This is a genomic window from Leifsonia psychrotolerans, from assembly GCF_013410665.1.
Classification (GTDB): domain Bacteria; phylum Actinomycetota; class Actinomycetes; order Actinomycetales; family Microbacteriaceae; genus Cryobacterium; species Cryobacterium psychrotolerans_A.
Window position 1 is genome coordinate 1,432,786 of record NZ_JACCFM010000001.1, and the last position, 24,712, is coordinate 1,457,497.

Annotated in this window: 24 protein-coding genes, 1 tRNA gene and 1 other RNA gene; 12 read left to right on the plus strand and 14 right to left on the minus strand. The window is 61.9% G+C overall.

Annotated elements, in window-relative coordinates; all coding sequences use genetic code 11:
- Window positions 1-22 precede the first annotated feature (22 nt).
- Both ilvD and HNR05_RS06720 read right to left on the minus strand, forming a co-directional pair.
- Window positions 23-1,717: a dihydroxy-acid dehydratase gene (gene ilvD / locus HNR05_RS06715; protein ID WP_179578317.1), complete on the minus strand. Its 1,695-nt coding sequence runs from the start codon at window positions 1,715-1,717 to the stop codon at window positions 23-25.
- A gap of 112 nt (window positions 1,718-1,829) precedes the next feature.
- Window positions 1,830-4,013 (minus strand): bifunctional alpha,alpha-trehalose-phosphate synthase (UDP-forming)/trehalose-phosphatase, encoded by a 2,184-nt coding sequence (locus tag HNR05_RS06720; protein ID WP_343062491.1) that lies wholly within the window; start codon window positions 4,011-4,013, stop codon window positions 1,830-1,832.
- A 184-nt stretch (window positions 4,014-4,197) separates the two neighbouring features.
- On the opposite strand from HNR05_RS06720, the gene HNR05_RS06725 reads away from it, so the two are divergent.
- Entirely contained in the window at window positions 4,198-4,386 is a 189-nt protein-coding gene (locus HNR05_RS06725; RefSeq protein WP_179578318.1) for a hypothetical protein, read from the plus strand.
- A gap of 89 nt (window positions 4,387-4,475) precedes the next feature.
- On the plus strand, window positions 4,476-4,871 hold the full coding sequence (locus tag HNR05_RS06730; protein WP_179578319.1) for a hypothetical protein: 396 nt from the start codon (window positions 4,476-4,478) through the stop codon (window positions 4,869-4,871).
- On the opposite strand, the gene HNR05_RS06735 is transcribed toward HNR05_RS06730, so the two are convergent.
- Window positions 4,868-6,244, minus strand: coding sequence for a glucose-6-phosphate dehydrogenase (locus HNR05_RS06735; RefSeq protein ID WP_179578320.1), 1,377 nt, complete (start codon window positions 6,242-6,244; stop codon window positions 4,868-4,870). The two genes, HNR05_RS06730 and HNR05_RS06735, sit on opposite strands and share 4 nt — an antisense overlap.
- Before the next feature lie 29 nt (window positions 6,245-6,273).
- Here HNR05_RS06735 and HNR05_RS06740 point away from each other — a divergent pair, with 29 nt between their 5' ends.
- From HNR05_RS06740 to HNR05_RS06760, 5 genes are all read left to right on the plus strand, one after another.
- Window positions 6,274-8,061 carry a glycoside hydrolase family 15 protein gene (locus HNR05_RS06740; RefSeq protein WP_179578321.1) on the plus strand — a complete coding sequence of 596 codons (1,788 nt, stop codon included), beginning with the start codon at window positions 6,274-6,276 and terminating at the stop codon, window positions 8,059-8,061.
- Between the two features lie 67 nt (window positions 8,062-8,128).
- Entirely contained in the window at window positions 8,129-8,758 is a 630-nt protein-coding gene (locus HNR05_RS06745; protein ID WP_179578322.1) for a biotin transporter BioY, read from the plus strand.
- Window positions 8,755-9,435 (plus strand): energy-coupling factor ABC transporter ATP-binding protein, encoded by a 681-nt coding sequence (locus HNR05_RS06750; RefSeq protein ID WP_179578323.1) that lies wholly within the window; start codon window positions 8,755-8,757, stop codon window positions 9,433-9,435. The genes HNR05_RS06745 and HNR05_RS06750 overlap by 4 nt, the downstream gene beginning before the upstream one ends.
- 29 nt (window positions 9,436-9,464) lie before the next feature.
- Window positions 9,465-10,025 (plus strand): CbiQ family ECF transporter T component, encoded by a 561-nt coding sequence (locus HNR05_RS06755; protein ID WP_218868829.1) that lies wholly within the window; start codon window positions 9,465-9,467, stop codon window positions 10,023-10,025.
- A gap of 107 nt (window positions 10,026-10,132) precedes the next feature.
- On the plus strand, window positions 10,133-11,113 hold the full coding sequence (locus tag HNR05_RS06760; protein ID WP_179578325.1) for an FKBP-type peptidyl-prolyl cis-trans isomerase: 981 nt from the start codon (window positions 10,133-10,135) through the stop codon (window positions 11,111-11,113).
- 418 nt (window positions 11,114-11,531) lie between these two features.
- On the opposite strand, the gene HNR05_RS06765 is transcribed toward HNR05_RS06760, so the two are convergent.
- Both HNR05_RS06765 and cls read right to left on the minus strand, forming a co-directional pair.
- A complete protein-coding gene (locus HNR05_RS06765; protein ID WP_179578326.1) occupies window positions 11,532-12,200 on the minus strand; it encodes a GAP family protein in 669 nt (222 codons plus the stop codon).
- A gap of 2 nt (window positions 12,201-12,202) precedes the next feature.
- On the minus strand, window positions 12,203-13,675 hold the full coding sequence (cls, locus tag HNR05_RS06770; RefSeq protein WP_179578327.1) for a cardiolipin synthase: 1,473 nt from the start codon (window positions 13,673-13,675) through the stop codon (window positions 12,203-12,205).
- A 150-nt stretch (window positions 13,676-13,825) separates the two neighbouring features.
- Between cls and HNR05_RS06775 the strand changes: the two genes are divergently transcribed.
- Window positions 13,826-14,995: an AI-2E family transporter gene (locus HNR05_RS06775; RefSeq protein WP_179578328.1), complete on the plus strand. Its 1,170-nt coding sequence runs from the start codon at window positions 13,826-13,828 to the stop codon at window positions 14,993-14,995.
- A 13-nt stretch (window positions 14,996-15,008) separates the two neighbouring features.
- Here HNR05_RS06775 and gad read toward each other — a convergent pair whose 3' ends face one another.
- Complete coding sequence (gene gad, locus HNR05_RS06780) at window positions 15,009-16,409, minus strand: glutamate decarboxylase (RefSeq protein ID WP_179578329.1); 1,401 nt, start codon at window positions 16,407-16,409, stop codon at window positions 15,009-15,011.
- 110 nt (window positions 16,410-16,519) lie between these two features.
- Here gad and HNR05_RS06785 point away from each other — a divergent pair, with 110 nt between their 5' ends.
- Entirely contained in the window at window positions 16,520-17,170 is a 651-nt protein-coding gene (locus tag HNR05_RS06785) for a hypothetical protein (protein WP_179578330.1), read from the plus strand.
- A gap of 51 nt (window positions 17,171-17,221) precedes the next feature.
- On the opposite strand, the gene HNR05_RS06790 is transcribed toward HNR05_RS06785, so the two are convergent.
- Window positions 17,222-17,294, minus strand: a tRNA-Lys gene (locus tag HNR05_RS06790).
- Window positions 17,295-17,414: 120 nt separating this feature from the next.
- Here HNR05_RS06790 and hisN point away from each other — a divergent pair.
- Window positions 17,415-18,242, plus strand: coding sequence for a histidinol-phosphatase (gene hisN / locus HNR05_RS06795; RefSeq protein WP_179578331.1), 828 nt, complete (start codon window positions 17,415-17,417; stop codon window positions 18,240-18,242).
- Here the strand turns inward: hisN and HNR05_RS06800 are convergent.
- Both HNR05_RS06800 and HNR05_RS18060 read right to left on the minus strand, forming a co-directional pair.
- Window positions 18,232-18,411: a hypothetical protein gene (locus HNR05_RS06800; RefSeq protein WP_179578332.1), complete on the minus strand. Its 180-nt coding sequence runs from the start codon at window positions 18,409-18,411 to the stop codon at window positions 18,232-18,234. The genes hisN and HNR05_RS06800 overlap by 11 nt on opposite strands.
- 192 nt (window positions 18,412-18,603) lie before the next feature.
- On the minus strand, window positions 18,604-19,134 hold the full coding sequence (locus HNR05_RS18060; RefSeq protein WP_179580648.1) for an Imm61 family immunity protein: 531 nt from the start codon (window positions 19,132-19,134) through the stop codon (window positions 18,604-18,606).
- Between the two features lie 106 nt (window positions 19,135-19,240).
- On the opposite strand from HNR05_RS18060, the gene HNR05_RS06810 reads away from it, so the two are divergent.
- Window positions 19,241-19,927 carry a two pore domain potassium channel family protein gene (locus tag HNR05_RS06810; RefSeq protein WP_179578333.1) on the plus strand — a complete coding sequence of 229 codons (687 nt, stop codon included), beginning with the start codon at window positions 19,241-19,243 and terminating at the stop codon, window positions 19,925-19,927.
- 22 nt (window positions 19,928-19,949) lie between these two features.
- On the opposite strand, the gene HNR05_RS06815 is transcribed toward HNR05_RS06810, so the two are convergent.
- The 3 genes from HNR05_RS06815 to smpB all read right to left on the minus strand — a co-directional run bounded on the left by HNR05_RS06815 (window position 19,950) and on the right by smpB (window position 21,740).
- Window positions 19,950-20,375 carry a hypothetical protein gene (locus tag HNR05_RS06815; RefSeq protein WP_179578334.1) on the minus strand — a complete coding sequence of 142 codons (426 nt, stop codon included), beginning with the start codon at window positions 20,373-20,375 and terminating at the stop codon, window positions 19,950-19,952.
- 361 nt (window positions 20,376-20,736) lie between these two features.
- Window positions 20,737-21,112, minus strand: a transfer-messenger RNA (tmRNA) gene (ssrA, locus tag HNR05_RS06820).
- 151 nt (window positions 21,113-21,263) lie between these two features.
- On the minus strand, window positions 21,264-21,740 hold the full coding sequence (gene smpB, locus HNR05_RS06825) for an SsrA-binding protein SmpB (protein WP_179578335.1): 477 nt from the start codon (window positions 21,738-21,740) through the stop codon (window positions 21,264-21,266).
- Window positions 21,741-21,955: 215 nt separating this feature from the next.
- Between smpB and HNR05_RS06830 the strand changes: the two genes are divergently transcribed.
- The gene (locus HNR05_RS06830) at window positions 21,956-22,354 is read left to right on the plus strand and encodes a PLDc N-terminal domain-containing protein (RefSeq protein ID WP_179578336.1); all 399 of its coding nucleotides are present in this window, start codon (window positions 21,956-21,958) and stop codon (window positions 22,352-22,354) included.
- Between the two features lie 58 nt (window positions 22,355-22,412).
- On the opposite strand, the gene ftsX is transcribed toward HNR05_RS06830, so the two are convergent.
- Both ftsX and ftsE read right to left on the minus strand, forming a co-directional pair.
- Window positions 22,413-23,327, minus strand: a complete 915-nt coding sequence (gene ftsX, locus HNR05_RS06835; RefSeq protein WP_179578337.1) for a permease-like cell division protein FtsX — start codon at window positions 23,325-23,327, stop codon at window positions 22,413-22,415.
- Window positions 23,324-24,655: a cell division ATP-binding protein FtsE gene (gene ftsE, locus HNR05_RS06840; protein WP_179578338.1), complete on the minus strand. Its 1,332-nt coding sequence runs from the start codon at window positions 24,653-24,655 to the stop codon at window positions 23,324-23,326. The genes ftsX and ftsE overlap by 4 nt, the downstream gene beginning before the upstream one ends.
- Window positions 24,656-24,712: the final 57 nt, after the last annotated feature.

Sequence of the window (24,712 nt, forward strand, 5' to 3'; positions counted from 1 at the left end):
TGTAACGGATGGTGGGTGCTAATTACCCGGTGATTGCGCCTTCGGCCGCTGAATGAACAAGCTTGGCGTACTTGGCGAGAACACCGCGGGTGTAGCGCGGGGGCAGTGGGGCCCAGCCTTCTCGGCGGGCGGCGAGCTCTGATTCGTCGACAAGTAGGTCGAGCGTGCGAGCTGCGATATCGACCCGTATCAGATCACCATCGCGCACGAAGGCGATGGGACCTGCGTCCACCGCTTCGGGTGCTATGTGGCCGATGCACAGTCCGGTTGTGCCGCCTGAGAATCGTCCGTCAGTCAATAGTAGTACATCGCTGCCGAGCCCAGCACCCTTGATGGCCGCGGTGATGGCAAGCATCTCGCGCATGCCGGGGCCCCCCTTCGGGCCTTCGTAACGGATGACGACCACGTCGCCCTTGTTGATCAGGCCTTCTGTCAGAGCATCCATCGCGCCACGCTCCCGCTCGAACACGCGGGCGGGTCCCTCGAAGATCGATGCGTCAAAGCCGGCCGTCTTCACGACAGCGCCCTCGGGCGCGAAGGTGCCCTTGAGGATGGTCAGGCCACCGGTGGCGTGGATCGGGTTGTCGAGAGTGCGGATGACTTCGCCGTCGAGCTCCGGCGGGTTAATCTCGGCCAGGTTCTCGGCCACGGTCTTACCGGTGACAGTGAGGGCGTCGCCGTGAATCAGACCGGCTTCGAGCAGTGCTGCCATCACGGCCGGCACTCCACCGTGACGGTCAACGTCGTTCATCACATATTTGCCGAACGGCTTGAGGTCGCCGATGTGCGGAACCGTGTCGCCGATGCGGTTGAAGTCGTCAAGAGTCAGATCGACCTCGGCCTCACGGGCGATCGCGAGCAGGTGCAAGACAACGTTGGTCGAACCGCCGAAAGCCATGGCCACCGCGATCGCGTTCTCAAACGCCTTTTTGGTGAGGATGTCGCGGGCGGTGATACCGAGACGCAGCATGTTCACGACGGCTTCACCCGAGCGGTGCGCGTAGTAGTCACGACGGCGGTCGGCCGAGGCGGGCGAGGCGGAGCCGGGCAGACTCATTCCCAGAGCCTCGGCGACACTGGCCATGGTGTTCGCAGTGTACATTCCGCCACAGGCACCCTCGCCCGGCGCGAAGGCGCACTCGATGCGCTTGGCGTCTTCGACTGTCATCCGGCCGGCCTTGACCGCGCCGACCGCTTCAAAAGAGTCGATGATGGTGATGTCTTTTTCGGTGCCGTCGGAGAGCTTGACCCAGCCCGGCGCAATCGATCCGGCGTAGAGGAAAACCGAGGCGAGGTCGAGACGCGCGGCGGCCATGAGCATGCCGGGCAGCGACTTGTCGCAGCCGGCCAGCAGCACGGAGCCGTCGAGCCGCTCGGCCATCATGACGGTTTCCACGGAGTCGGCGATAACCTCCCGGGAGACGAGTGAGAAGTGCATTCCCTCATGGCCCATGGAGATGCCGTCGGAGACGGAGATCGTGCCGAACTGCAGCGGGTAGCCGCCCCCGGAATGCACTCCTTCTTTCGACGCCTGCGCCAGGCGGTCGAGCGACAGATTGCACGGGGTGATTTCGTTCCAGGAGCTCGCGATTCCGATCTGGGGCTTCTCCCAATCAGCATCACCCATTCCAACGGCACGAAGCATTCCCCGTGAGGTAGTTGCTTCGATTCCGTCGGTGACGACGCGGCTTCTCGGTTTCAGATCGAACTCAGACATGCAAAGAGTCTAGAACCTCGGCGACGCCGCAACGGCGCACCTCTCCGAACCTCCTCTCAGACCCACCTCATCCGACGTACTGCGGCGGCTCCCTCCGAGTGCAGCAGCGAACCTAGCGGGACCGCGCGGCGACCGCCGCACTCCGGAAGTCGGCCAGCAGGGCCAACACCTGCGCGACTTCCTCCGGACCATGCACACGGAACCCCGCCAGCGAGGCTCCCGGACCGATCTTCAGCCCCAGGTCCCCCGCATGCAGCACGGCAAAAGCGTCTTCATCGGTCACGTCGTCTCCGGCGTACATCACGCGGTCTGCACCCGTGTGGTCACGAAGCAGCGTGAGGGCATCACCTTTTGTGCGGGAGCGCACCGAGAATTCCAACACGTTCTTCCCCTCCCGCACTGTCATGAGCGGAAGAAGTTCTTCGACCTGAGCGCGAGCTTCCCGCTGCGCGGCCATTCCTTCCTCACGACTAGCCATTCGGGTGTGCAAGACCAGGCCGGCCGGCTTGTGTTCGACCCAGGCTCCCGACACCGAGCCGGCAATGCGTTCCAGAACCCGGCCCAGGGTTTCGAGTTGTTCGATCTCACCCGCCACGAGGTTGAGTTCAATGGTGGGGGTGTCGAGCTTCACTTCGACGCCGTGCGAGCCGGTCAAGAGCACGTTTTCGGGTGGCTCCGCAACATGGCGCAGGCTCGCCAATGCGCGGCCTGACACGTACGCCACACGCACGCCATCAAGGTCGAGCAGGCGCCGTACGGCCTCGGCCACCCCGTCGACCGCGCGGGCCTCGTCCGGGTCGTCGACATACGGCGCGATGGTGCCGTCGAAGTCGAGAGCCACGAGCAGCGTGTCGGCCGCGCTGAGTTCTTTGAGAGCAGCAACGAGGTTCTCCGGCACACCCGGCGCCACCTTCGCGGCCCCGGTCAAGGTTTCGAGGAACGAGGCCGACCAAGCCGCCACATCGTTGTCGAAGACCTTGCGACGCAGGGCGCGCATCCGCCGTTTTCGTTCCGGCTTCGGCATATTCACGGCGAGCAGAATCGCCGACTTGACGTCTTCGATATCGTGCGGATTGATCAACACGGCCTGCTTGAGCTGGTCGGATGCCCCGGTGAACTCGCTGAGTACGAGAACACCGTCTTCGTCGAACCGCACGGCGACATATTCTTTGGCGACAAGGTTCATCCCGTCGCGCAGTGCCGTCACGAGCATGACGTCTGCGGCCAGATAGAGGGCGACCATCTCTTCACGAGGGTAGCCGTGGTGGTGGTAGCTCACTGCCGGGTGACCGATCGTCGAGTAGTCGCCGTTCATACGGCCAACGGCGAGCTCGATTTCGTCACGGAGATCCATATAGGCTCCGACGCGCTCGCGGGAGGGACTTGCCACCTGCACCAGAGTGACGTCCTCGGCGATCAACCGGCCTTCGGCCAGAAGCTCACCGTATGCCTTCAATCGGTGCCCGATGCCCTTGGTGTAGTCCAGGCGATCCACCCCGAGAATAATCGTCTTCGGGTTACCGAGTTCGTCTCGAATCTGGCGGGATCGTGCCTGAATATCGGGTCGCCGTGCGAGTTCTTCGAACGCATTGGCATCGATCGAGATCGGGAAGTGCCGCGCGACGACCCGGCGGAACCGTTGCCCTCCGTCGGGAACGTCAATCGCAGTGCCCCGCGTCGGATAGCCGAACAGGCGACGGACTGCGCGCGAGAAATTTCCGGCATCGGCCACGCGTTGGAATCCGATCAGATCCGCGCCGAGGAGCCCGTCGAGGATCTGTTTGCGCCACGGCAACTGAGAATAGATCCCGTACGGCGGAAAAGGGATGTGGTTGAAGAACCCGATCACCAGGTCGGGACGAGCTTCGCGCAGCATCCGCGGCACCAGTTGGAGCTGATAATCGTGCACCCACACTGTCGCACCCGGCGCGGCGACCGCTGCGACAGCATCAGCAAATCGGCGGTTGACCTCAACGTAGGAATCCCACCACTCCCGGTGGAAGCTCGGCGGTGAAATCACGTCGTGATAGAGCGGCCAGAGTGTGTCATTGGAGAAGCCCTCGTAGTAGAACTCCAGATCGTGCTGGCTGAGCGAAACGGGAACCAGCGAGATTCCGTCGTTCTCAAATGGCTCGAACTCCTGGTCGGCGACTCCCGGCCATCCCACCCAGACACCACCGGAGGCACGCATCAGCGGTTCGAGCGCCGTGACAAGCCCGCCGGGTGACGCGCGCCACGTCGCGGTTCCGTCCTCGGCGAGCTCATGATCGACGGGCAGCCGGTTGGACACCACCACGAACGAAAACGTCGTGGCGCGGCCACAGGAATTTGATTGCTGGGTTGGTAAAGAAATAGCAGCGCCCGTCCGGCGGGTTACGACGAACCACGCCTTGTGTGATGATTCCGAGGCTACCAGTCGGCATCCTTGCCGGTACTGTGGGTTTCAACGAGACCACTTTCGACAAGCCTGGGAGGTCGCGATGCGACGATTCATCTTCAACAGCGCAATGCTGGGAGTGATCACCGGCGCCTGGAGTGTCGTGCAGGCAACGCGTCATGGTCCACGCGATTGGCGCCTGATCTTGATCTGGGTGGGCTGGGCGGCCAGCGCTGCCGTCGCCATCGGAACCGTGATCACGGAGGCCAACAGGCGCGAAATCGAAGACTGACCGCGCAGTCTGCGGCGTGTCAGAGCGGCGTATGGCGTGGTGGCGGCGACACTAGAGATGCCTGCATTCTTTTCAGAGAGGGGCTCCTCGTGTTCGGTCGCCGACGTCGCGTCGCACCAGTCATTCACGCTCCCGTCATCCAGACTGCGCTTCCCGAGCTCAGCGATGAACGGGTATTCGAGCTACTCCACGATCGACTCGCCGAACTCATCGGTGCCACCGGGCAATGGACATTGATTCCGCGGACGGCCGACGACACCGATGTGTTTTTCCATGCCCTGAAAGCTCACGAAGTCGCCACGCTTCTCACGACACTGCTCGCGACCGAAAAGGCGGAACTCCGTGGCGAACGCTCGGTCGAACCCACGGCCTTCCCGTGGACTCCGGCGCCGATCTCGGTCTGGGTTGATCCGCATACCGCTCCCCCCGCCTCCGTCGCCCCCACGGGCGCTCAGAACATGGCGCTCGCCGGCGAGATTTCTTAGCCGAGCGGAGCCCAATCGGCCGGGCCTGCCGTACCGGCCGGGTAGTCGTCAAGCGGTACCGTTCCATCACGCCAGGCCGTCAAAACCGGTGCCACAATCCGCCAACATTCCACCGCGGTGTCGCCCCGCACCGACAAGGCGGGGTCGCCGTCAAACAGGCTCTCGAGAACTTCGCCGTACGCCAACAGCTGCCCGGGCCCGAACGTCGCGGTCAGGCTCGCGCGTTCCAGAACGCGCGGATCGCTTGGACCATTGATGTTGATTTCGAGTGCCATTTCGTCGGGCGCCAACATGATGCGCAACACGCTCGGGTCGTCTCGTCCCTCCAACCCAGTAGGAAGATGCGGAGCCGGCTTGAACGTGATCACGATTTCGCGCCGCCGCTGCCCCAGCGCCTTGCCCGAGCGCAGCGTGAACGGCACGCCGGTCCAGCGCCAGGTATTGATGTCGACCGTCACCTCGGCGAGCGTCTCAGTGTCACGCTCGGGCTTCACCCCGGGTTGATCAGTGTAGGCACCGAGCACCTGCTCGTCGACGGTTCCGGCGGTGTACCGGGCGCGGCGACTCGACCGCTTGGGGCTCCCGCCGCGCAGCTTGGTTGCCCGTAATACGAGGCCCTTCGCATCGCGAACATCCGCTGCCGAAAGCGTCGACGGCGGTTCCATCGCCACGACCGCCATCACCTGCAACAGGTGACTTTGGATCATGTCGACCAGCGCCCCGGCCTTGTCGTAGTAGCCGGCCCGACCCTCGAGACCCAGCTGCTCGTCGTAGATGATGTCGATGCGGGCAATGTGTTGATTGCTCCAGAGCGGTTCGAAGACCCGGTTCGCGAAGCGAAGGCCGAGCAGGTTCAGCACGGTCGACCGGCCGAGGAAATGGTCGATCCGGAAGATCTTCTCCTCGGGAACGAGCTGCGCCAGCTTGTGGTTGAGCGCCACGGCCCCCGCTTCGTCGACTCCGAACGGCTTCTCCAAAGCCAACTTGACCCCGTCCGGCAACGTGACATCCGTGAGAGCGTCACACACGAGCGTTGTGACAGCAGGAGGCAGGGCGAAGTAGATCGCGGGATCTCCCTCGCAGTCGGCAAGGAGGTTCGAGAGAGCCGCCGAGTCAGTGACATCCACGGTGTGGTAGCTCGTCGTCGCGAGCAGGGCGTCGATGGCCGGGCCGGAGGCCTCCGCAGATGCGAACGACGCCCGAACGATTGACTTCCACGCAGCATGCGTCAGCTCGTCACTCGCAGCGCCGACCAGCCTCACGGGTCGTTCCGGATGTCGCGTGAGCAATTGGCCCAGTGCGGGAAGGAGCAACCGAGAGGCCAAGTCCCCGCTCGCGCCCAAAACCAGAAGAGTCGAAATTGACTGCACCATTACTCCACCGTAGCTGTCAAGATGACTTCATGGCACTCAATATCGAGGACTATGCATTGATCAGCGACTGCCACTCGGCCGCTTTGGTGGGGCTGGATGGCAGCATCGATTGGCTCTGCCTGCCACGATTTGACTCCGCGTCGATGTTCGGGGCCCTCCTCGGCAATGAAGCACATGGGCGTTGGCTACTCGCGCCAGAAGATCCGTCGGCGACGTGCACTCGGTCCTACATGGGCGACACGTTCATCTTGAAGACGGTCTGGACGACGTCCACCGGTCAGGTCGAGGTGATCGATTTCATGCCGCATGGCGATCGTCGAGCCGATGTCGTGCGCTGGGTTCGGGGTTTGTCGGGATCCGTGAAAATGATCGAAGACGTGCGCATCCGGTTCGACTATGCCTCGACAGTTCCCTGGGTGCGTCAACTCACCGGCGAGGCCACACACGGCCTCATCGCAGTCGCCGGTCCCGACGCGATAGTGATGCGCGGCCCGCGTCTGCACGCGTCCGATCACCGGCACATCTCCGAGTTTGTCGTCGAAGCCGGCGACTATGTCGACGTTCAACTCACCTGGTTTCCTTCCCACCGGAAGATCCCCGCACCAACCGATGTCGCGGCCGCGTATCTGCGCACCGTCGCCTGGTGGGACGACTGGGCCAGCTGCTGCACGCACGAGGGTCCGTTTCACGCCGAAGTGGTGCGTTCGATGCTTGTGTTGCGCGCCCTCACGCATGAGGCAACGGGCGGGATTGTTGCAGCCGCCACAACCTCGCTGCCCGAGAGTTTCGGGGGCAACCGCAATTGGGACTACCGCTACGTTTGGCTCCGAGACGCCTCGTTGGCACTGCAGGTGCTTCTCGCTCATGGCTTCGACGAGGAGGCCAAAGGCTGGCGCAGCTGGTTGCTGCGTGCGGTGGCCGGCGACCCGAACGACGTGCAGATCATGTACGGTCTCGCCGGAGAACGGCGGCTTCGGGAGCACGAGTCGACAAGCCTGCCCGGCTATCGTGATTCTTTCCCGGTGCGAATCGGAAACGCGGCGGTCGACCAGTTTCAGCTAGACGTCATCGGGGAGGTGATGGTCGCGTTGCACTCTGCCCGCGAGGCGGGCATCACCGAATCGGCCTTCTCCTGGCCGCTACAGCGCGCCCTGATGGCTTTTCTCGAATCGAATTGGCACCGCTCCGACCAGGGCATCTGGGAGATGCGGGGACCGGCTCGTGAGTTCACCCATTCCCGCGTCATGGTCTGGGCCGCCTTCGACCGAGCCGTGCGCGGCATCACCGAGTTCGGGCTCGAGGGGCCCCTGGTGCGTTGGACGGCGCTGCGTGACCAAGTACGCCGCGACATCGACGATCGCGGCTTCAGCACGACCAGAAACAGCTACACCCAATTCTTCGGCAGTGAGCAGGTGGATGCCTCGCTGCTGGCGCTGCCGCAGGTCGGATTCTGCGCGGCGACAGATCCCCGCATGCTCGGCACCGTCGCCGCGATCGAAGCCGACCTCATGCGCGACGGTCTCGTGATGCGATACCGCAGCACGGGCGCCACCGACGGGCTCGGTTCAGACGAGAATCCCTTCCTCGCCTGCTCGTTCTGGCTGGTCGAACAGTACGCGGCATCCGGTCGCGTCGACGACGCCATGACGCTGATGACGCGACTGGTCGATCTCACCAACGATGTGGGTTTGTTGTCTGAGCAATACGACGTGACCCATGGGCATCAGGCCGGCAATACCCCGCAAGCCCTCTCGCACCTGGCACTCGTCCGCGCGGCGGATGCGATCTCCACCGCGCGCCGAGAAACGCAGCTCTAGAGTTCTGCACAATTCTTTGTAGATCGTCGTCGCCAACGGCGGCGCCCCGAATTCTAAATTGAAGAACATGACTTCTTCGACCCGCTCCGTGGCCGCCACAGAACCACGCGACACCCGCAGCCGCCGTTCGCTCACCGCCAGAGACCTGGCCCAGATTGCCGTGTTCGCCGCACTCATCGCCGCACTCGGTCTTCCTGGGGCGCTCTCACTCGGGGCGACGGGCGTTCCCCTCACCTTCCAAACGCTCGGCGTGATGCTCGCCGGCGCGCTGCTCGGTGCTCGGAAGGGCTTCCTCTCCGTTTTGCTGGTGCTGGTGTTGACCGCGGCTGGGCTCCCGCTTCTCTCGGGCGGACGCGGCGGACTGGTCTGGTTCACCACGTCGCCCTCCGCCGGCTATCCCTATGGCTGGTTGCTCGGCGCGGCAGTGATCGGCGCTCTCACTGCCCTGTTACTTCCGAAATACCGATTCTGGCCGGCACTTGCGGTGACGGCGCTCGGTGGAATTGTCGCCGTGTATCTGATCGGTGTTCCTGTCACCGCTCTCAACCTGGGAGTGCCGCTCTGGGTCGCGATGATCGATGCGACTAAGTTTCTGCCCGGTGACCTGATCAAGGTCGTTGTCACAGTTGTGGTCGCCGGGCAGGTTCACCGCGCGTATCCCGGGCTCATCCCCCGGCGCCAGAACGCCAGCGCATGAGTGAAATCACTTTCACGGGGGTCTCCCACTCGTTTGGAGAGCGGGTCGTCCTTCGAGACGTGACCCTCACCGTGACCGAACCTCGCGTCGGCATCGTCGGCGCGAACGGCTCCGGCAAGTCCACGCTCGTGCGTATGATCAACGGCCTGGTCACACCCACCTCAGGTTTAGTCACGGTAGACGGGCTGGACGTCGCTCGCCACGCCCGCGAAGTGCGTCGGTCGGTCGGTTTTGTATTCACGAATCCTGACACTCAGATCGTGATGCCCACCGTGCAGGAAGACGTGGCGTTCACTCTCCGTCGACGGGGGCTCAGCCGTGACGAAATCGCCGAGCGCACGGCCGCCGCGCTCGACCGATTCGGATTGAGCGCGCATGCGGAACATCCGGCACATCGGCTTTCTGGCGGGCAGAAGCAGCTGCTTGCGCTCGCCGCGGTGCTCGTCGCCGAGCCTCAGATCGTGATTGCCGACGAGCCGACAACACTGCTCGACGCGCGAAATTCGCGGCGAATCGGCGAGCTCCTGGCGTCGCTCGAGCAACAGGTGATTGTCGTCACCCATCAGCTGGATCTGGTGGCAAATTTTGACCGCGTCATTGTGATCGAACACGGTGAGGTCGTCGCAGATGGCCGGCCGGATGCCGCGTTGTCTGCCTACCGAGCGCTCCTGGCATGATCGGGCTCTACTCACCGGGGAACTCGCTGGTGCATCGCACACCGGCGCCACTCAAGCTGCTGCTGCTCTCGGCGAGCGTGATCACGGTGAGCGTGCTGCGAGACCCCTGGCTGATCGCCGGGGTGGCGGTTTTCGTCATCGCCCTCTTCGCGCTCGCTCAGGTGCCCGTGCGCGCTGCCCTGGGTCAGATTCTGCCGATTCTGTGGATGCTCCTGATCGTCGCTCCGATTCAGGGTTTCCTCGCCGGTTGGGTGATCGCCGGGCTCATGGCGGCACGTCTTCTCATCGCCGTGGCCCTGGCCGCTCTCTTCACGATGACGACATCGGTCAGTGCGGTCTTGGACACGTTCCAACTGATGCTTCGCCCGTTTCGCCGGTGGCTCGATGCCGATCGCATCGGCCTACTTGTCGCCCTGACGATTCGCTGTATCCCCCTCCTCTCCGCCATCGTCGCCGAAGTGCTTGAGGCCCGCGCCGCCCGCGGCATCCGTGGTTCGGTGCGTGCACTCGCCGTTCCTGTCATCGTACGGTCCCTCTATGCGGCGGATGCCCTCGGAGAGGCGCTGATCGCCCGCGGCTTCGACGACTGAACCCTTTTCTGCTGTCGTTCAGGCCCTACACAGGTTCTGTATAGCGTGGCAGGGCAGTCTAGAGAGATGCGTCCGGACCGTGACGACGATCTACAGAGAGATGACTTGTGCCCAAACTTCCTATACTCCTTGTCGTCTTCGGCGCCGCCCTCGCGCTGACCGGTTGCGCCAGTAGCGCCAGCACCGCGTCGGCCGACAAGCCCCAGGCGTCGACATCGGCCTGCACGCCGGCCGGCACGATATCTGACTCTGTCACTGTCACCGGTGCGCTGAACGCCGCGCCGACCGTGAAGTTCAAGACCCCGCTGGAGACGCCGAAGAGCACCGAGCGCTCCGTCGTGATCACCGGCACGGGGACAGAAAAGGCCACCGCCGGCTCCAGCGTAGACGTCTCGTACTCGGCGTTCAATGCCGAAACCGGCAAGCAGGTCGATGCAACGGAGTACGGCGCGGATGCTCCGGCCACAGCGCTCACCGTCGACAGCACGAAGTACATCCCCGGCCTCGTCAAGGCCCTGACCTGCTCCGTCGCCGGAGACCGGGTTGTGGCGGTGATCCCGCCGGCCGATGGCTCGGGCTCCGCGAAGGACGGTTCAATCGTATTCGTCATCGACGTGAAGAAGGTGGCTGCTCCTCCGGTAGTTCTCGCCAAGGCCAATGGTGTCGATCAGCCGGTTGTCGCCGGGCTGCCGACGGTCAAACTGGCCGCGGATGGCGCTCCCACCATCACGATCCCCAAGACCGCTCCGCCCGCCACGCTGACGATCGCGAACCTCAAAAAGGGTGCTGGCACAATTGTCGCGGAGGGCGACACCGTTTCTGTCGAGTACACCGGCGTGATCTGGGCTACGGGCAAGACCTTCGACTCCTCGTGGACGACGGCCGGTCCCACCTCCTTCCCCACCACCGGCGTCATCACCGGCTTCAGCAAGGCGTTGGTCGGACAGGCCGTGGGCTCGCAGGTTCTCGCTGTCATCCCGCCGGCCGATGGCTACGGCGACAAGGGCGTTCCGGAGGCTGGAATTAGCGGAACCGACACCCTGGTCTTCGTGCTCGACATCCTGGGCACCACGCCGGCAGCCGGCTAACGACCGGACCCTCGGCCGAGGGGCGGCATCCGTCATCGACTTGCCGTCGGTGTCGGATGCCGTCCCTGAAAAGTTTCGGAAGCGTGACAGGGATAACGGCTTACCATCGAGAGCAGTTGGCCGATAGTGCGAAGCGAGAATCCATCGGAGGGATACGCCCATGAACGTTACACCGACTGTCGTCGCATCACTCGCTGGACCACATATTCCGCGATTCGCGCCCCAGATCGATATTCGACCCGATCGGTTCGGCGAACTCCCGGCGCTACTTGTCAATCCCATCGACAATCGAGGGCGAAAAATTGAGGGGCTCTGGCTTATTGAAGGCTCTCAGCACTCGGTGAAGGGGCCTGTCTACCGTTGGATCGAGCCGCGCGGCTAGTCCGTCAGACTTCGCTCACCGCCGATCCTCCCGGGTTCACAATCGAGTCAGGCCGTCTCCGATAATCACGACGCCGATCATGAGCATGATCAGGATTGTGACGATTCGACTGTTGTGTTCAATCCAGGCGCGGGCGTGTTGCAGCCAGCCCTGAGTTTTGTTCGGAGCGAAGAGGGTTGCCACGATGGGACCGACAACGGTTGTGGCCGAGATCACGACGTAGACAGCAACGACGATCGCTGTAGACCCAAGACTGAGCTGATCTCCGCGCATCGCAAGCCCCGCCGCGGCTGCAAGCAGCAGAGCTTTGGGGCGCAGATTGAGAACGAAGGCGAGGCCGAAGCACGACCACGGGCCCAGCGAACCGACGGCGGATAACCACGTGGGTATCCCGCTTGACTTCGGCGCATGGACTACTCGACGCCAGGTGATGAGAGCGAAGACGATCAGAGCGCTGCCGACGATGAGCTCGCTGATCGCCACGCCGAGTTCGGGGTGTTTCGGGGCGGAGGCCGGGAGCCCGTGAGCGGCAAGCGTGAACGCACTCACCACGGTAGCGAGGCCGATGACCCAGCCGATCAGGAACGGCACCGAGGACCGGTTGCGGTTGGGAGAAAGCAAAATCAGAACGGTGGCCATAATCGGGACGGAGCTGAGGGCGACCGCCACGGCGATCGGAAGGATGTGCCCCAGAGCCGCCAGCATTGCTACTGCAGGCCCGACGTCAGTCGTGCAAGAGAGTCGAGGATCGTGGCCTTCATGGGTTCTTTGGCCCATTCCTCACTCGTGAGCTGCCTGCTGATTGCACGATATCCCTCTTCAACCACGCGCATGTCGGACACAAACGTTTGTCCACGCACCAGCAGTGACACTTCGAGGTCGAGAGCGAACGATCGGATATCCATGTTGCTTGAACCGATCACGGCCACATCGTCATCGATCGAGAAGTGCTTGGCATGCAGGATGAACGGCGCTGGATACTGCCAAATCGTCACACCGGCGCTGAGCAACTCGCCATAGTACGACCGCTGGGCATGCCACACTCCCCCTTGATCGCCGATCTCTGACACAAACAACTGCACGTCCAACCCCCGCTGACATGACGAGGTGATGGCGTACATCATTGCCTCATCCGGAACAAAATACGGGCTGGTGATGATGATCTTCTCTTGGGCCGAATACAGCAGAGCGAGAAAGAGCCGCAGATTGTTCTCGCCGTCGAATCCCGGCCCCGATGGCACCACCTGGCAGTCCAGCCCGTTCGGACTCGTATCGACCGTGTGCTCGCTCAGTGGGACGTTCTCATGACCGATGATCTCATCCGTTTCCGAGTACCAGTCGGAGAGGAAGATGACGTTGATTCCGCTGACGACGGGTCCGGTGACGCGGGTCATCAGCTCCTGCCATTGCAGGCCACGTTTGATGTTCTTGGCTGAGTCATAGTTCCGGTTGATGAGGTTTTGCGATCCCATGAACCCCACCCGCCCATCGACGACCACCAGCTTGCGATGGTTACGGAGATCCGGACGTTGATATTTGCCTTTCAGGGGCATCACGGGGAGCATGAACGACCATTTCACTCCGATGCGATCCAATTCGGCAAAGGTGGCCGCGTGCACAGACGTTCGGACGGAGGCAATATGGTCCAGCAACACCCGCACCGATACGCCTCGACGTACCGCATCCTCCATGGCCCGAAAGAAGCCTTTCGTGACATCGTCGAATGCGACGATGTAGAACTCGACGTGCACAAACGTCGTCGCGGTGTCGATCTCCTCGGTCATTGCCCTGATCGAACCGGCATAATCGCCGATCAGGGTCGCAGTGTTCCCGCTCGACAGCGGGACTGCACCCAGCGTCTCGTTCATGATGGTGACCCGCTCGAACCATTCAGGCCACGCAGCCCGATCCGAGGCCAAGTCGAGGCCGGCGGTGGCTTGGGCGATCATTGCGTTGATTGCCCGTTGTTTCTCGCGACGCTTCTTGGGCAACTTCGAACTGCCGATCAGCAGGAAGAAGAAGATTCCAATGTACGGGATGAGAAAGATGGCCAGGAGCCACGCCATTGCAGCGCTGGGCTTGCGATTCCTCGGGATGATAATGATCGCCGCGACTCGGATTCCCAGATCTACGACGACCACGAGCACCCACACCAGCACGGTGACCTGCTGCGAATTCACGTGCGATGCCTCTCGATAGCACGGCGGCCTTCGGGAGCGTGTGTGCGACAGTCTCGAAGGAAGTGGAGAACAGTGTGCCGGGAAATCACGGGTGTTACATCACCCCGATCGGATGATGACCGGGGCGATCAGCGTCCTTAGCGTGAGGCCATGACCAATATGCCCGCAAGCACCCCTGGGGGTTTGCGCTACCCGCGTGGCACTGTGATCCTCATCGGGCTGGCCTCGGCGGTTGTCGTCTCGATTGGGATCAGCGGCATTCGCGGCATCCTTGCCCCCGTTTTCCTCACGCTGATCCTCACAATCTGCGCCAACCCGGTTCGGACCGCTCTGCTGAAGCGTGGCGTGCCCGGCGCCCTTGCCACAGGGTCGGTCATCCTCACGGTCTTCGCTTTGCTCGCCGGTTTCACCTACACGATCATCATCGCGTTCGCGCAATTCGTGTCGATGCTGCCGAACTATTCACAGCAGTTTCAGCAAGCGGGGACGGCCATCACGTCGTGGCTGTCACGCATCGGAATCAGCCACGATCAGGTCCACAGTGTCGTCACGGGCATCAACCCGGCGAACATCGCAGGCGTCGTCACCGACGCCCTCGGCAGCGTGGTGAGTATCACCGCATCCCTGGTGATCGTGCTCACGATGATGATTCTGATGGCCGCCGATGCCGTCTATTCGCGCACGATTCTGAACCAGTTGAGTGTGCGAAACCCGTACCTCGTCACGGCGTTGACCGACTACGCCTCACATGTTCGCCGCTATATGGTCGTCACCACGGTTCTCGGTGTGATTCAAGGTGCGCTCAACACAATCGCGCTGTCCATCATGCAGGTTCCAGCCGCCCTCCTCTGGGGTCTGCTTTCGTTCTTGTGCAGCTTCATCCCCAACATCGGCTACTTCTTCGCCATCGCCCCTCCGATCGTGTTCGGATTTCTGGTCGGCGGATGGCCGGTCGTGATCGCCATCATCATCGTCTATGGCGTCATCAATGCCGTGGTGCAATCCATTATCCAGCCGAGGGTCGTCGGCCACGCGGTGTCATTGAGCCAGACCATCACGTTCTTCTCGGTGTTGTTCTGGGCCGTCATTATCGGGCCGATCGGCGCTATCCTTGCCATCCCCTTGACGCTGCTGACCAAGACTTTTCTCATCGATGCGAATCCTGAAGCTCACTGGTGGCGCCCGGCCCTCGGTCCGACAAACGAGACCCGCACGATCATGAAGTCCGAGAGCCTCGCCTCAAAAACGGCCCGCAAGAACGCTAAGGCCGCCCGCACCAGCACCGACGACACGGACCCCCAGCGCCGGCCCACGCCGTGACGGGACTGCGCGCTTAGTGCGTGAAAGTGGAGATGAGGCCCTCGGTCGGCATCGGGGACTCGAGTGCATCCAGGTAGTCCACGGCCTCCTGGATGTCCAGGATGAGACTTTCAGCCAGGTTCCGACTGAGACCATTCCGCACGACGATACGCTGCACGACCATCTCGCTGATGTTGTCTGGCATGGGATAGGCCGGAATGAGCCACCCCTTGATGCGAAGGCGCTCCGACAGGTGGTAGAGGTTCCATCGGTCGGTATGGCCCTTCGTCAGTTGCCATGCGAACACCGGAATGTCCGTTCCCTCATTCCACAGTGTGAAGGCCGGCATCTTGCCGATTTCGCCCGAGAGGTACACCGCGACATCCTGTGATGCCTTTTGCACCCGGTAGTATCCGTCGTAACCAAGCCGCAAGAAGAGGTAGTACTGCAAAAGCACCTGTGCACCGGGCCGCGAAAAGTTGAGAGCGAAGCTGGGCATGTGGCCGCCGAGATAGGTGACATCAAACACCAGATCTCGGGGCAGGTCGTCGAGGGTACGCCAGACCACCCAGCCCAGTCCGGGGTAAACCAAGCCATATTTGTGGGCCGAGGTGCTGATGGATGCGACGCGCTCGAGACGAAAGTCCCACACCAGGTCGGGCTGAAGGAAGGGTGCAATCATTCCCCCCGAGGCACCGTCGACATGGATCGGAATGTCCAGGCCGGTCTCGGCCTGAATCGCGTCAAGCGCGGCCGCGATATCGGCGACGGGTTCGTACATGCCGGTGTACGTGACACCCATGATGGCCACAACACCAATGGTGTTCTCGTCCACATAGGTTTTGAGGTCAGAGCCGTCGAGCACACGATGCTCGTCGGAAATCGGCACGTAGCGAGCCTCGACGTCCCAGTAGTTGCAGAACTTCTCCCAACACACCTGCACCGCACTCGACAGCACCAGGTTGGGCTTCTCGGTCGACTTGCCATCCGCCCGACGAGCCTGCTGCCAGCGTCGCTTCAAGGCAAGCCCGCCGAGCATGCAGGCTTCAGAGGATCCGATGGTGGAGGTTCCGATGGTTGTCTCGACATCCGGGGCATTCCACAGGGTGGCGATCATTTTCCAGCAGCGCGTCTCGATCGCCGCTGTCTGCGGGTACTCGTCCTTGTCAACCAGGTTCTTGTCTGCGGACTCAGAGTAGATCTGCTGTGCTTGCGGGTCCATCCACGTTCCAACGAACGTCGCCAAATTCAGTCGGGAGTTGCCGTCGAGCATCGCTTCGTCATGGACAACCTGATAGGCCGTCTCCGGCAGAGACTCCCCCGGCGGAATCGTATTGAGCGGAAAGTCAGTCGATTCTCCGGCGCGAGCAAACAACGGATTGAGCTGGTTGCTATCGGATATCCCGGTGAAGGCGTGTGACGATTGGTCTGTCATTTCTGCAGGCTTGCGAGCGCTCATGCACGACACCATAGGAAGGAAACCGAGGTGAGTGGTCATCCCAATGGGGTGATGTCGGGTCGTGACCGCGTGCCTAAGCTCACGTCGTGGCTGCCGACCGAAAGATCCGCCTCCGCCTCGAATCCTGGGGATTCGCGATCGGAGCATTGTTCTTTGTGGTGGGAGCACTTCCGCACTACGCCCTGGCCGTCGGAGCCCCTCTCGACGATCTCACATTCTTCATCGGCGCGCTTTTCTTCACCTCAGCCGCGCTTATCCAGTTGGTACTCAGCGGCCGGCGCACGCCGCGACGCTCCGCTGACCGAGCGGATGTCGACGACTGGTGGGCGTCCGCCGTTCAATTCGTCGGAACCGTGTTTTTCAATATCAGCACGACAAATGCCTTGATCACCAGCATCAACAGCGCCACCCGGCTGAACAGCGGATGGCGCCCCGACGCATTCGGCTCGCTCTGCTTTCTCATCGCCAGCGGCCTCGCCGTGACTGCGGTCGCTCGGCGCACACAGTTCTGGGATCCGTCTGACCGTGCGTGGCGCTGCGCGTGGCTAAACATGCTCGGCTCGGTCTTCTTTGCGCTTTCGGCAGCCGGGGCGTATGTCATCCCTGCGACAACGAATTCCCTCAGCCCCACGTGGGCGAATCTTGGAACGCTACTGGGCGCACTATGTTTTCTCATCGCGGCGTTGCTCAGCCTGCGCATATCGGACCCGAGCACATCGAAAGAGACAAACGAGTGACCGAGGTGGCCAACGACAAAACCCCGGCCTCGAGAGACCGGGGTTTTACAGTGCACCCCCCCGGACTTGAACCGGGAACCCACTGATTAAGAGTCAGTTGCTCTGCCAATTGAGCTAGAGGTGCGAGTAGTTTCTTCCAGCCTGCGCTGTCCGAACCGAGATCAACAATAACATCACGTGCACGTTAGATACCAAATCAGTGAAACGCCGGGCGCGTCACGTCTGAATCACTATCGTGGAGGGTGTGACCGAACCCTCGACTTTCGCCCTCTCCGATGACCTCGCACTCGCTCTCCAGCTGGCCGATGCCGCCGATGCGATCTCGCGTTCGCGCTTCATGGCGATGGACTTGGTTGTGACGACCAAGCCCGACCGCACGCCGGTGACAGATGCCGACCAGGCCGTCGAGCGCGCTATCCGTGCGGGGCTTGCCCACGCGCGCCCCGGCGATGGCATTCTCGGTGAAGAATATGGCACCGAGGGGTCCACGCAGCGTCAGTGGATCATCGATCCCATCGATGGCACAGCCAACTTCTTGCGGGGTGTACCGATCTGGGCCACGCTGATCGCGCTCGCTGTTGACGGCGTTCCCGTTGTCGGTGTCGTCAGCGCTCCGGCACTCGGCAAACGCTGGTGGGCGACGGTCGGTGGGGGCGCCTGGATGAGAGACAAGCACAGGCCGGATCACGCGCCGGTTCCGCTGCAGGTCTCCGCGGTCTCCGAGCTCGCCGACGCCTCACTCAGCTACAACAGCATCCAGCAGTGGGATGTCGCCGGTCACCTGGAACCGCTCATCGCCCTGTCGCGCCAGGTGTGGCGCACACGCGCCTATGGCGACATGTGGTCGTACATGATGCTCGCCGAGGGGCTCATCGATATTGCCGGCGAATTCGACCTCCAGCCTTACGACATGGCTGCGCTCGTGCCAATCGTGCAGGAGGCAGGAGGGCGCTTCACCTCGGTCGACGGGCAGGAGGGCCCGTGGCACGGGAGCGCGTTGGCCACCAACGGGCTGCTCCACGAGGCCACGCTGACTGCACTGGGAACCGCGGCACCAGGCCTCAGTTCCTGAACCTCTTCACGGCATCCCACGATTCGGCGATCTCCGCAGGCGGCGCCGAATCCCCCAGCGCAGCGAGTGTGTCCGTGACGATCGGCAACAGATCTTCCTTGGGCACCCACATCGACACCGGTCCGATCGTCGCGCCGGAACCATCGGCCGCCTCGAAGGTCGAACACATGGCGACGACCTCCGGGTTTGCTCCAGCACAAACCACAAGTGCGGGCACAGCCAGCACCGCAATGGTCGCCAGTGAAATGAAACGAGCTCTACTCTCCAGAATCCTCCTCCGCTTCCCTGGTTCGCCCTCCGAGCTGTCACGGTTTCTTGCATCGAATCCCTCGGAGACTACGAACCTCGCGGCATCGCCCTGTCACCACCCGGGCCATCTACCCCAATCGGTCTCTTGGACATCGAAAAGCGGACTCCCCGTCGGGCTCGCAGCAGAAGCAACAATCTCGTCGAGGCTCGCATCCCCGTAGCGGGAGAATTTCACGGCTAAATTCGGGCGATACGGATCTCGTTCGACGAAGGCCACCGGCGAGGTGTGACCTCCGTGCAGCCACACACAGCCATCACCGCGCTCGCCACTGAATCCGGGCGCGTACTCGTGCGCTCCACCCGGCATGAGGAGCGGGGGAAGCTGCGCGTTCTGCCGAAACTCACTCGCAAATGCCACTGTTAGGTAGCGCTCACTGTCTAAGGCGTCAGCGGCCCTCATGACCGGTCGTTCGGCCTCACTGCGTTCAGTACGAGACACCGCGTAACCGGCACCACTTTCTCCACGGATGGAATACCGAACTTCGCTGCTGCCATCCGCAACGACAACACACGACCCCGACTCATCGTCCCGAGGAGATGAACGAATGGTCCGCCAGTCCCCTCGACGACAGGTCTCTGCGATCTACTCGACGAAGCCACGCTCGCGGCGTAGGGAATCGGGCCCCGTACGTAACGCCTCCTGATCGTTTCCAGTAGTGCACCGATCTCCGGCTGGCTACACTCGCGCCATGGAGACCACGGGCAAGGTTGGTGCGGGGCACTTCGCCTGGTTCTGGCGATTCAAGTACTGGATCGTCCTGACGTTGATTGTTGTGTCGTACGTACTCTGTGCCTACCAAGTCACTCCGAATCTCAGCGCCGTGACGTTGCTGGTGCAGCTCGTGACGGTCGCCGCAATCTTGCAGGTCACCGAGGTTCCACCGCTGGTGCTCCGCGTAGCCCACATCGTGCTGTCCGTGGCCGCAGCCGCCAGTATCGTCGTGTGGTTCGCCGGCCTTCAGGGACGTGGTCTGTACGTTGTGTTGTCGGGCTCCGCGATGCTCGCGTACTTCGTGGCCCCCGTCGCGATCCTGCGGCATCAGTTCACCCGGCCGAAGATCGATGTGCAAACCCTCCTGGCAGCCATCTCGGCCTACGTTTTGGTCGGAATGTTCTTCACCTTTCTCTACAACTTCATCGCTCTCGTCACTCCGACTCCGATCTTTGGTCCGGGCACCGAAGACACCCTCACCAGCCAGCTGTTTTTCTCGTTCAGCACCCTCACGACGACCGGTTACGGCAATCTCGTCCCCAGTGGTGAAACGGTGCAGAGTATCGCCATCGCCGAGGCGATCACGGGGCAGCTTTTTCTGGTCATTGCCGTCGCGCGGGTCGTCACGGGTTGGGTGCCGAGATCCCGCGCCAGGCCAGAGTGACGGCAATTCAACCGAATCGCGTTCAGTGCGTCTGATCGCCTGAATCCACGCCAGAAGCAGTTGCCAACTCCTGTAGCGCAGCGAGACTCTCACTCTCCGCGACCGAGTCAAGTACAATCCAACCGATCCGGCCGTTGCCCACCTCGGCAGCGAACTCAGCGATCGCCTGCGACGGCGTGAGTCCCTTCGCCTTCGCAGTCAGCAGCTCCCTGACCCAGGCGCCCCGAGCGTTGCGCGCACGATTTCCTCCGTCGGTACAAAAAACGAAATTGGCGGCATCCGTAGCGTCATCGAACCACAAGTACCCCACCGGCTGGCTCCCCGCAGCAACCGTGACGTACCGAAGCGGACCATCGATCCGCTCACCGTAACGTGGCGGCTCATCGACCACCGTGAAATGCAGATCTTCGTTCTTCCACCCGTGGTCGGGACGAGGTGCATCACTCATTGACACTCTTCTCGCTCAAGAGGTGTCATGTACCTCGATCATCCAGTATTGCGCGATCGACCCGGTACTTAATTCGCGACACGGCCGGCTCGGCGAGCATTATGTCTGCAGGATGCCGCGGTGCCCGAGACTCACGTTGCTCCCTGCCCGCGCGTTCCATTCCCACCGACGCCGACCTGCCAGGTTTCTCGTGGCGGGCGACGATCGCCGCCTGCCGCTTCAGAGTCAGCCGCCTGCCGCTTCAGAGTCAGCCTCCCGCCGTCGCGGCGTGGTTGCGCGGCGGTTCGTCGTCACCCCGAGACAAAACAAGGCCACCCGGTCGGGTGGCCTTGTTTGCTCAAGAGTGTGTGACAGCAACCAGTGGTGGAGATGCGGGGAATTGAACCCCGGTCCACTGCTGTGGTCATATGCCTTCTACGGGTGTATCCAGTGAAATCGTTCTACTCGGCTCCGGAATTTGCCACTGGCACCTAATCCGACAAGCCCAGCCTTCGTTTAAGTCCCTCTACACCCCGCGGCTCAATGTAGAAGCAATCTCTCTAAATTGCGCCAGGGTCCGAGTAGAGAGCATTCCCGGTCTGACGGACTTCTTTAGTGCGCTCGCTTAGGCAGCGAGGGCGAAGTCAGTGCGCTTTGAATTGGCACTTATTGTTTTGCTGGGAGCGTTTACGAGATAACCCTGCATCCTCGACCCGCTTCTCATAATTGCGCAGGCAATGTCGAAACCGATCATCCCCCTGCACACCTACTGTCAAGAATCGACACTGAGGTGGGTTGTTGTCACACACTGTTGAGTTTCCAATTGCAGAACCCGAAACGTTCATTTCGACCTCTGCAGCTTCTTACTCTACAACATCAGCGACGGGCGATTTATGCCTACTTTCGGCGTTAGTCTCCGAGGTTCTTTCGAGCGGAGATCGCCCGATCCGACTCTCGCTTGTCTTGACGCTCACGCAGAGTCTGACGCTTGTCATACTCCTTCTTACCCTTGGCGACGGCGATCTCAACTTTCGCCCGCCCGTCCGAGAAGTAAATCTTCAGCGGAATGAGGGTGTAGCCGCCCTCTTTCGTTTTGTGGCTGATCTTGATGATCTCCTGCTTGTGCAGCAAAAGCTTGCGCTTGCGCCGAGGAGGGTGGTTCGTCCAGGTTCCAGCCTTGTACTCGGGAATGTGAACCGCATCCAGCCACGCTTCGCCGCCGTCGATAAACGCGTATCCGTCAACGAGAGACGCCCGACCTGCGCGCAGCGACTTGACCTCGGTGCCGCTCAAGACCATCCCGGCCTCATACGTGTCTTCGATGAGGTAGTCGTGGCGCGCTTTGCGATTGGTGGCTACGACCTTTTCGCCACGTTCCCTAGGCACGGAATTCTCCTTGATTGATCGATGTGTGCGCCGGTCGAACACCGGGCAGCCCATCAGTCTAGCGGCCTGATGAGGTCTACGTCCGCATCGAGAATGCTATACAGATCGAACCGCAGCCATTAGGTTCAGTACCCACGGGGCATCCGTCCTGCAGCAGGACGGGCAGCCACCCTGGGCAGCAGAGGGCAGGCGTCCATCGATACCGGGAGGAAATCATGAGTTTTTGGAGCGACATCTGGCACGTCATCTGGCTCTTCTTCTGGGTCTTCGCTTTCATCGCCTACCTTTTTGCACTCTTTTCGGTCATCAGCGACTTGTTCCGTGATCAAAAGCTCAATGGCTGGTGGAAGGCATTGTGGATCATCTTCTTGGTTTTCCTGCCGTTCTTGACCGTTTTGGCGTATCTCATCGCTCGCGGACGCGGTATGGCTGAACGCCAGGTGAAGTCCGTGCAGCAGGCCCACAGGGAGACAGAGGGCTATATCAAGAGCGTCGCGGGGTACAGCGCCGCCGATGAGATCGCGAAGGCGAAAGCGCTGATGGACTCAGGGAGCATCTCGCTCCAGGAATTTGAGCAGCTCAAGGCGCACGCTCTCGCCCAACAGCGCGCTTAACACGACAACGGCCAGTCGGCGGGAGAATCCTCACGCCGACTGGCCGAACTCGTTCGGTCTAGACCTTCAGATAACGCGAGATCGCAAAATTGGCTGAGATCGCCGCGAGAACGGCACCGAGCACCAGCAACATCGGAACCACGGCAAAAGCATCGTCGAGGCCGACCAGAGCGAACCCTTGCAACCGTGAGCCGAGATACCCCTGCACGAACCATTGCACCAGTCCGACAACCGCCCCGCCCGCCAGGATCGAGCCGAGCAGCGCGGCAAAGACTCCTTCGAGGATGAAGGGTGTCTGAATAAAACGGTTTGACGCACCGACGAGGCGCATGATTCCGAGCTCCCGACGTCGTGAGAACGCCGACAGCCGAATCGTCGTGGCGATCAGCAACACCGCCGCAACAAGCATCAGCGAGGCGATCCCGATGGCGGTGTAGCTCGCCACATTCAGAACCGAGAAGATCTGGTCAAGATACTTGCGCTGATCCGCGACGTTCTCCACACCCGCGACGCCCGACAGGCTTTCGACAAGCACATCCGATTGAGACGGATCCTTCAGATTCACCCAGAATGTTTGGTTCAACTGGTCAGGCGTGGCATAGTCGGCAACCGGGTTTCCGGCGAACTGCTTCTGAAAGTTCGAAAAGGCTTGCTCATGCGTCTCAAAGTAGAACTTATCGATGAACGGGGACAACGTTGGCGATTCCAACTGCTCCTTCACCGACGCGATCTGCTCCGCGCTCGCTTCGCCGGCCGTACAGGTCTCCCCCGTCGAATACGACGTGCACATATAGATACCGACCTGTGCTTTGTCGTACCAGTAATTCTTCATCTGACCGATCTGCATCTGGATCAGGATTGCCGCGCCCACAAAGGTGAGCGAGATGAAGGTCACAAGCACGACCGAAATAACCATCGAAACGTTGCGGCGCAGGCCGCTTGACGCTTCGGAGAGTACGAGTCCGAGTCTCATCGGGTAGGTCCTACAATCTGTTCCCCGGTCTGATCGGGGCTCGCACCCGGAGCTCGCAGTCCGAGTTTCTCGGCCAGGGTGAGCTGTTCGGTCACCTCGTGCTGGGTGACCGGAAACGCCGGCCTGGTCATGGAACGGCCGGACTCGTCGGGGAGGGTCGGCTCGGCACTCGGTACGTCGGCGGCAGCGGCCGGAACCGGCTGCTGGGCGGGCTTCGACAGTTGAGCCTGGGCGGCAACGGCCGCGAGGGCCGCCGCCTGAGCCTGCACCTGAAGCGCCTGCGCTTGTTGAGCCAATGACTGCGCATGAGCGAGTGCCTCGGCCTGGGCCTGAGCCTCGGCCTGCGCCTGAGCCTCGGCCAGGGCCTGGGCCTCGGCTCGCGCCTGCAACTCGTGCTGCGCCTGGGCGAGCTCGGCCTGCTGCGCTTGTTCCGCGGCCATGTTCTCAGCCCAGCTGGCCGCGGCAGGAGCCTCTGCAGGAGCCGCTGCAGGAACGGCCACGGGGATCGGAATCGAGGGGTACGTGAGGGCTTCAGATGCCGCCTGCGCAATTGCTGCACTCACAACGACTGGTGCGAGGCCACCGTTGGCGAGTGCCGTGGCAGAAGCCGCCGCATCCGCCGCACTGACGATGGTATTGATTGCGGTCGTGGCGTAGCCACCCTGACGCTCATCACGAACGATCTGCCCACCGGACAACTCGATCACGCGACGCTTCATCTTGTCGACGATGCCGGCTTCATGTGTGGCCATGACGACGGTAGTTCCGGCCGCATTGATGCTGGCCAGCAGCGACATAATTCCAGCGCTTGTCGTCGGGTCAAGGTTTCCGGTCGGCTCGTCGGCCAGCAGAATCTGCGGTTTGTTCACGATGGCACGCGCAATCGCGACACGCTGCTGCTCACCGCCCGAGAGCTCGTGCGGGAACCGGTGCGACTTTTCGGCCAGGCCGACCATCTGCAGGGTGTCGGGAACAGCTTCCTGAATGAATCCGCGGGACTTGCCGATCACTTGCAGACTGAAGGCGACATTGTCGTAGACGGTCTTGTTCGGCAGCAAGCGAAAGTCTTGGAAGACGACTCCGAGGTTGCGCCGAAAATACGGCACCTTGCGATTGGAGATCGACCGCAAGTTCTGACCCAGCACGTGAATGCTGCCGCTTGTCGGCTTCTCCTCCTTCAACATCAGTCGAAGGCAGCTCGATTTTCCGGACCCGGAGGCGCCGACCAGGAACACAAACTCGCCGCGCAAAATTTCAACGTCGATGGAGTTCAGGGCCGGTCGGGTCGTCCCAGGGTATTGCTTAGTGATGTGATCAAAACGGATCATGGCCTCTTGAGCCTAGGCACGCATCCGGGTTTTCCCACCGCGACATACCGCTGACGC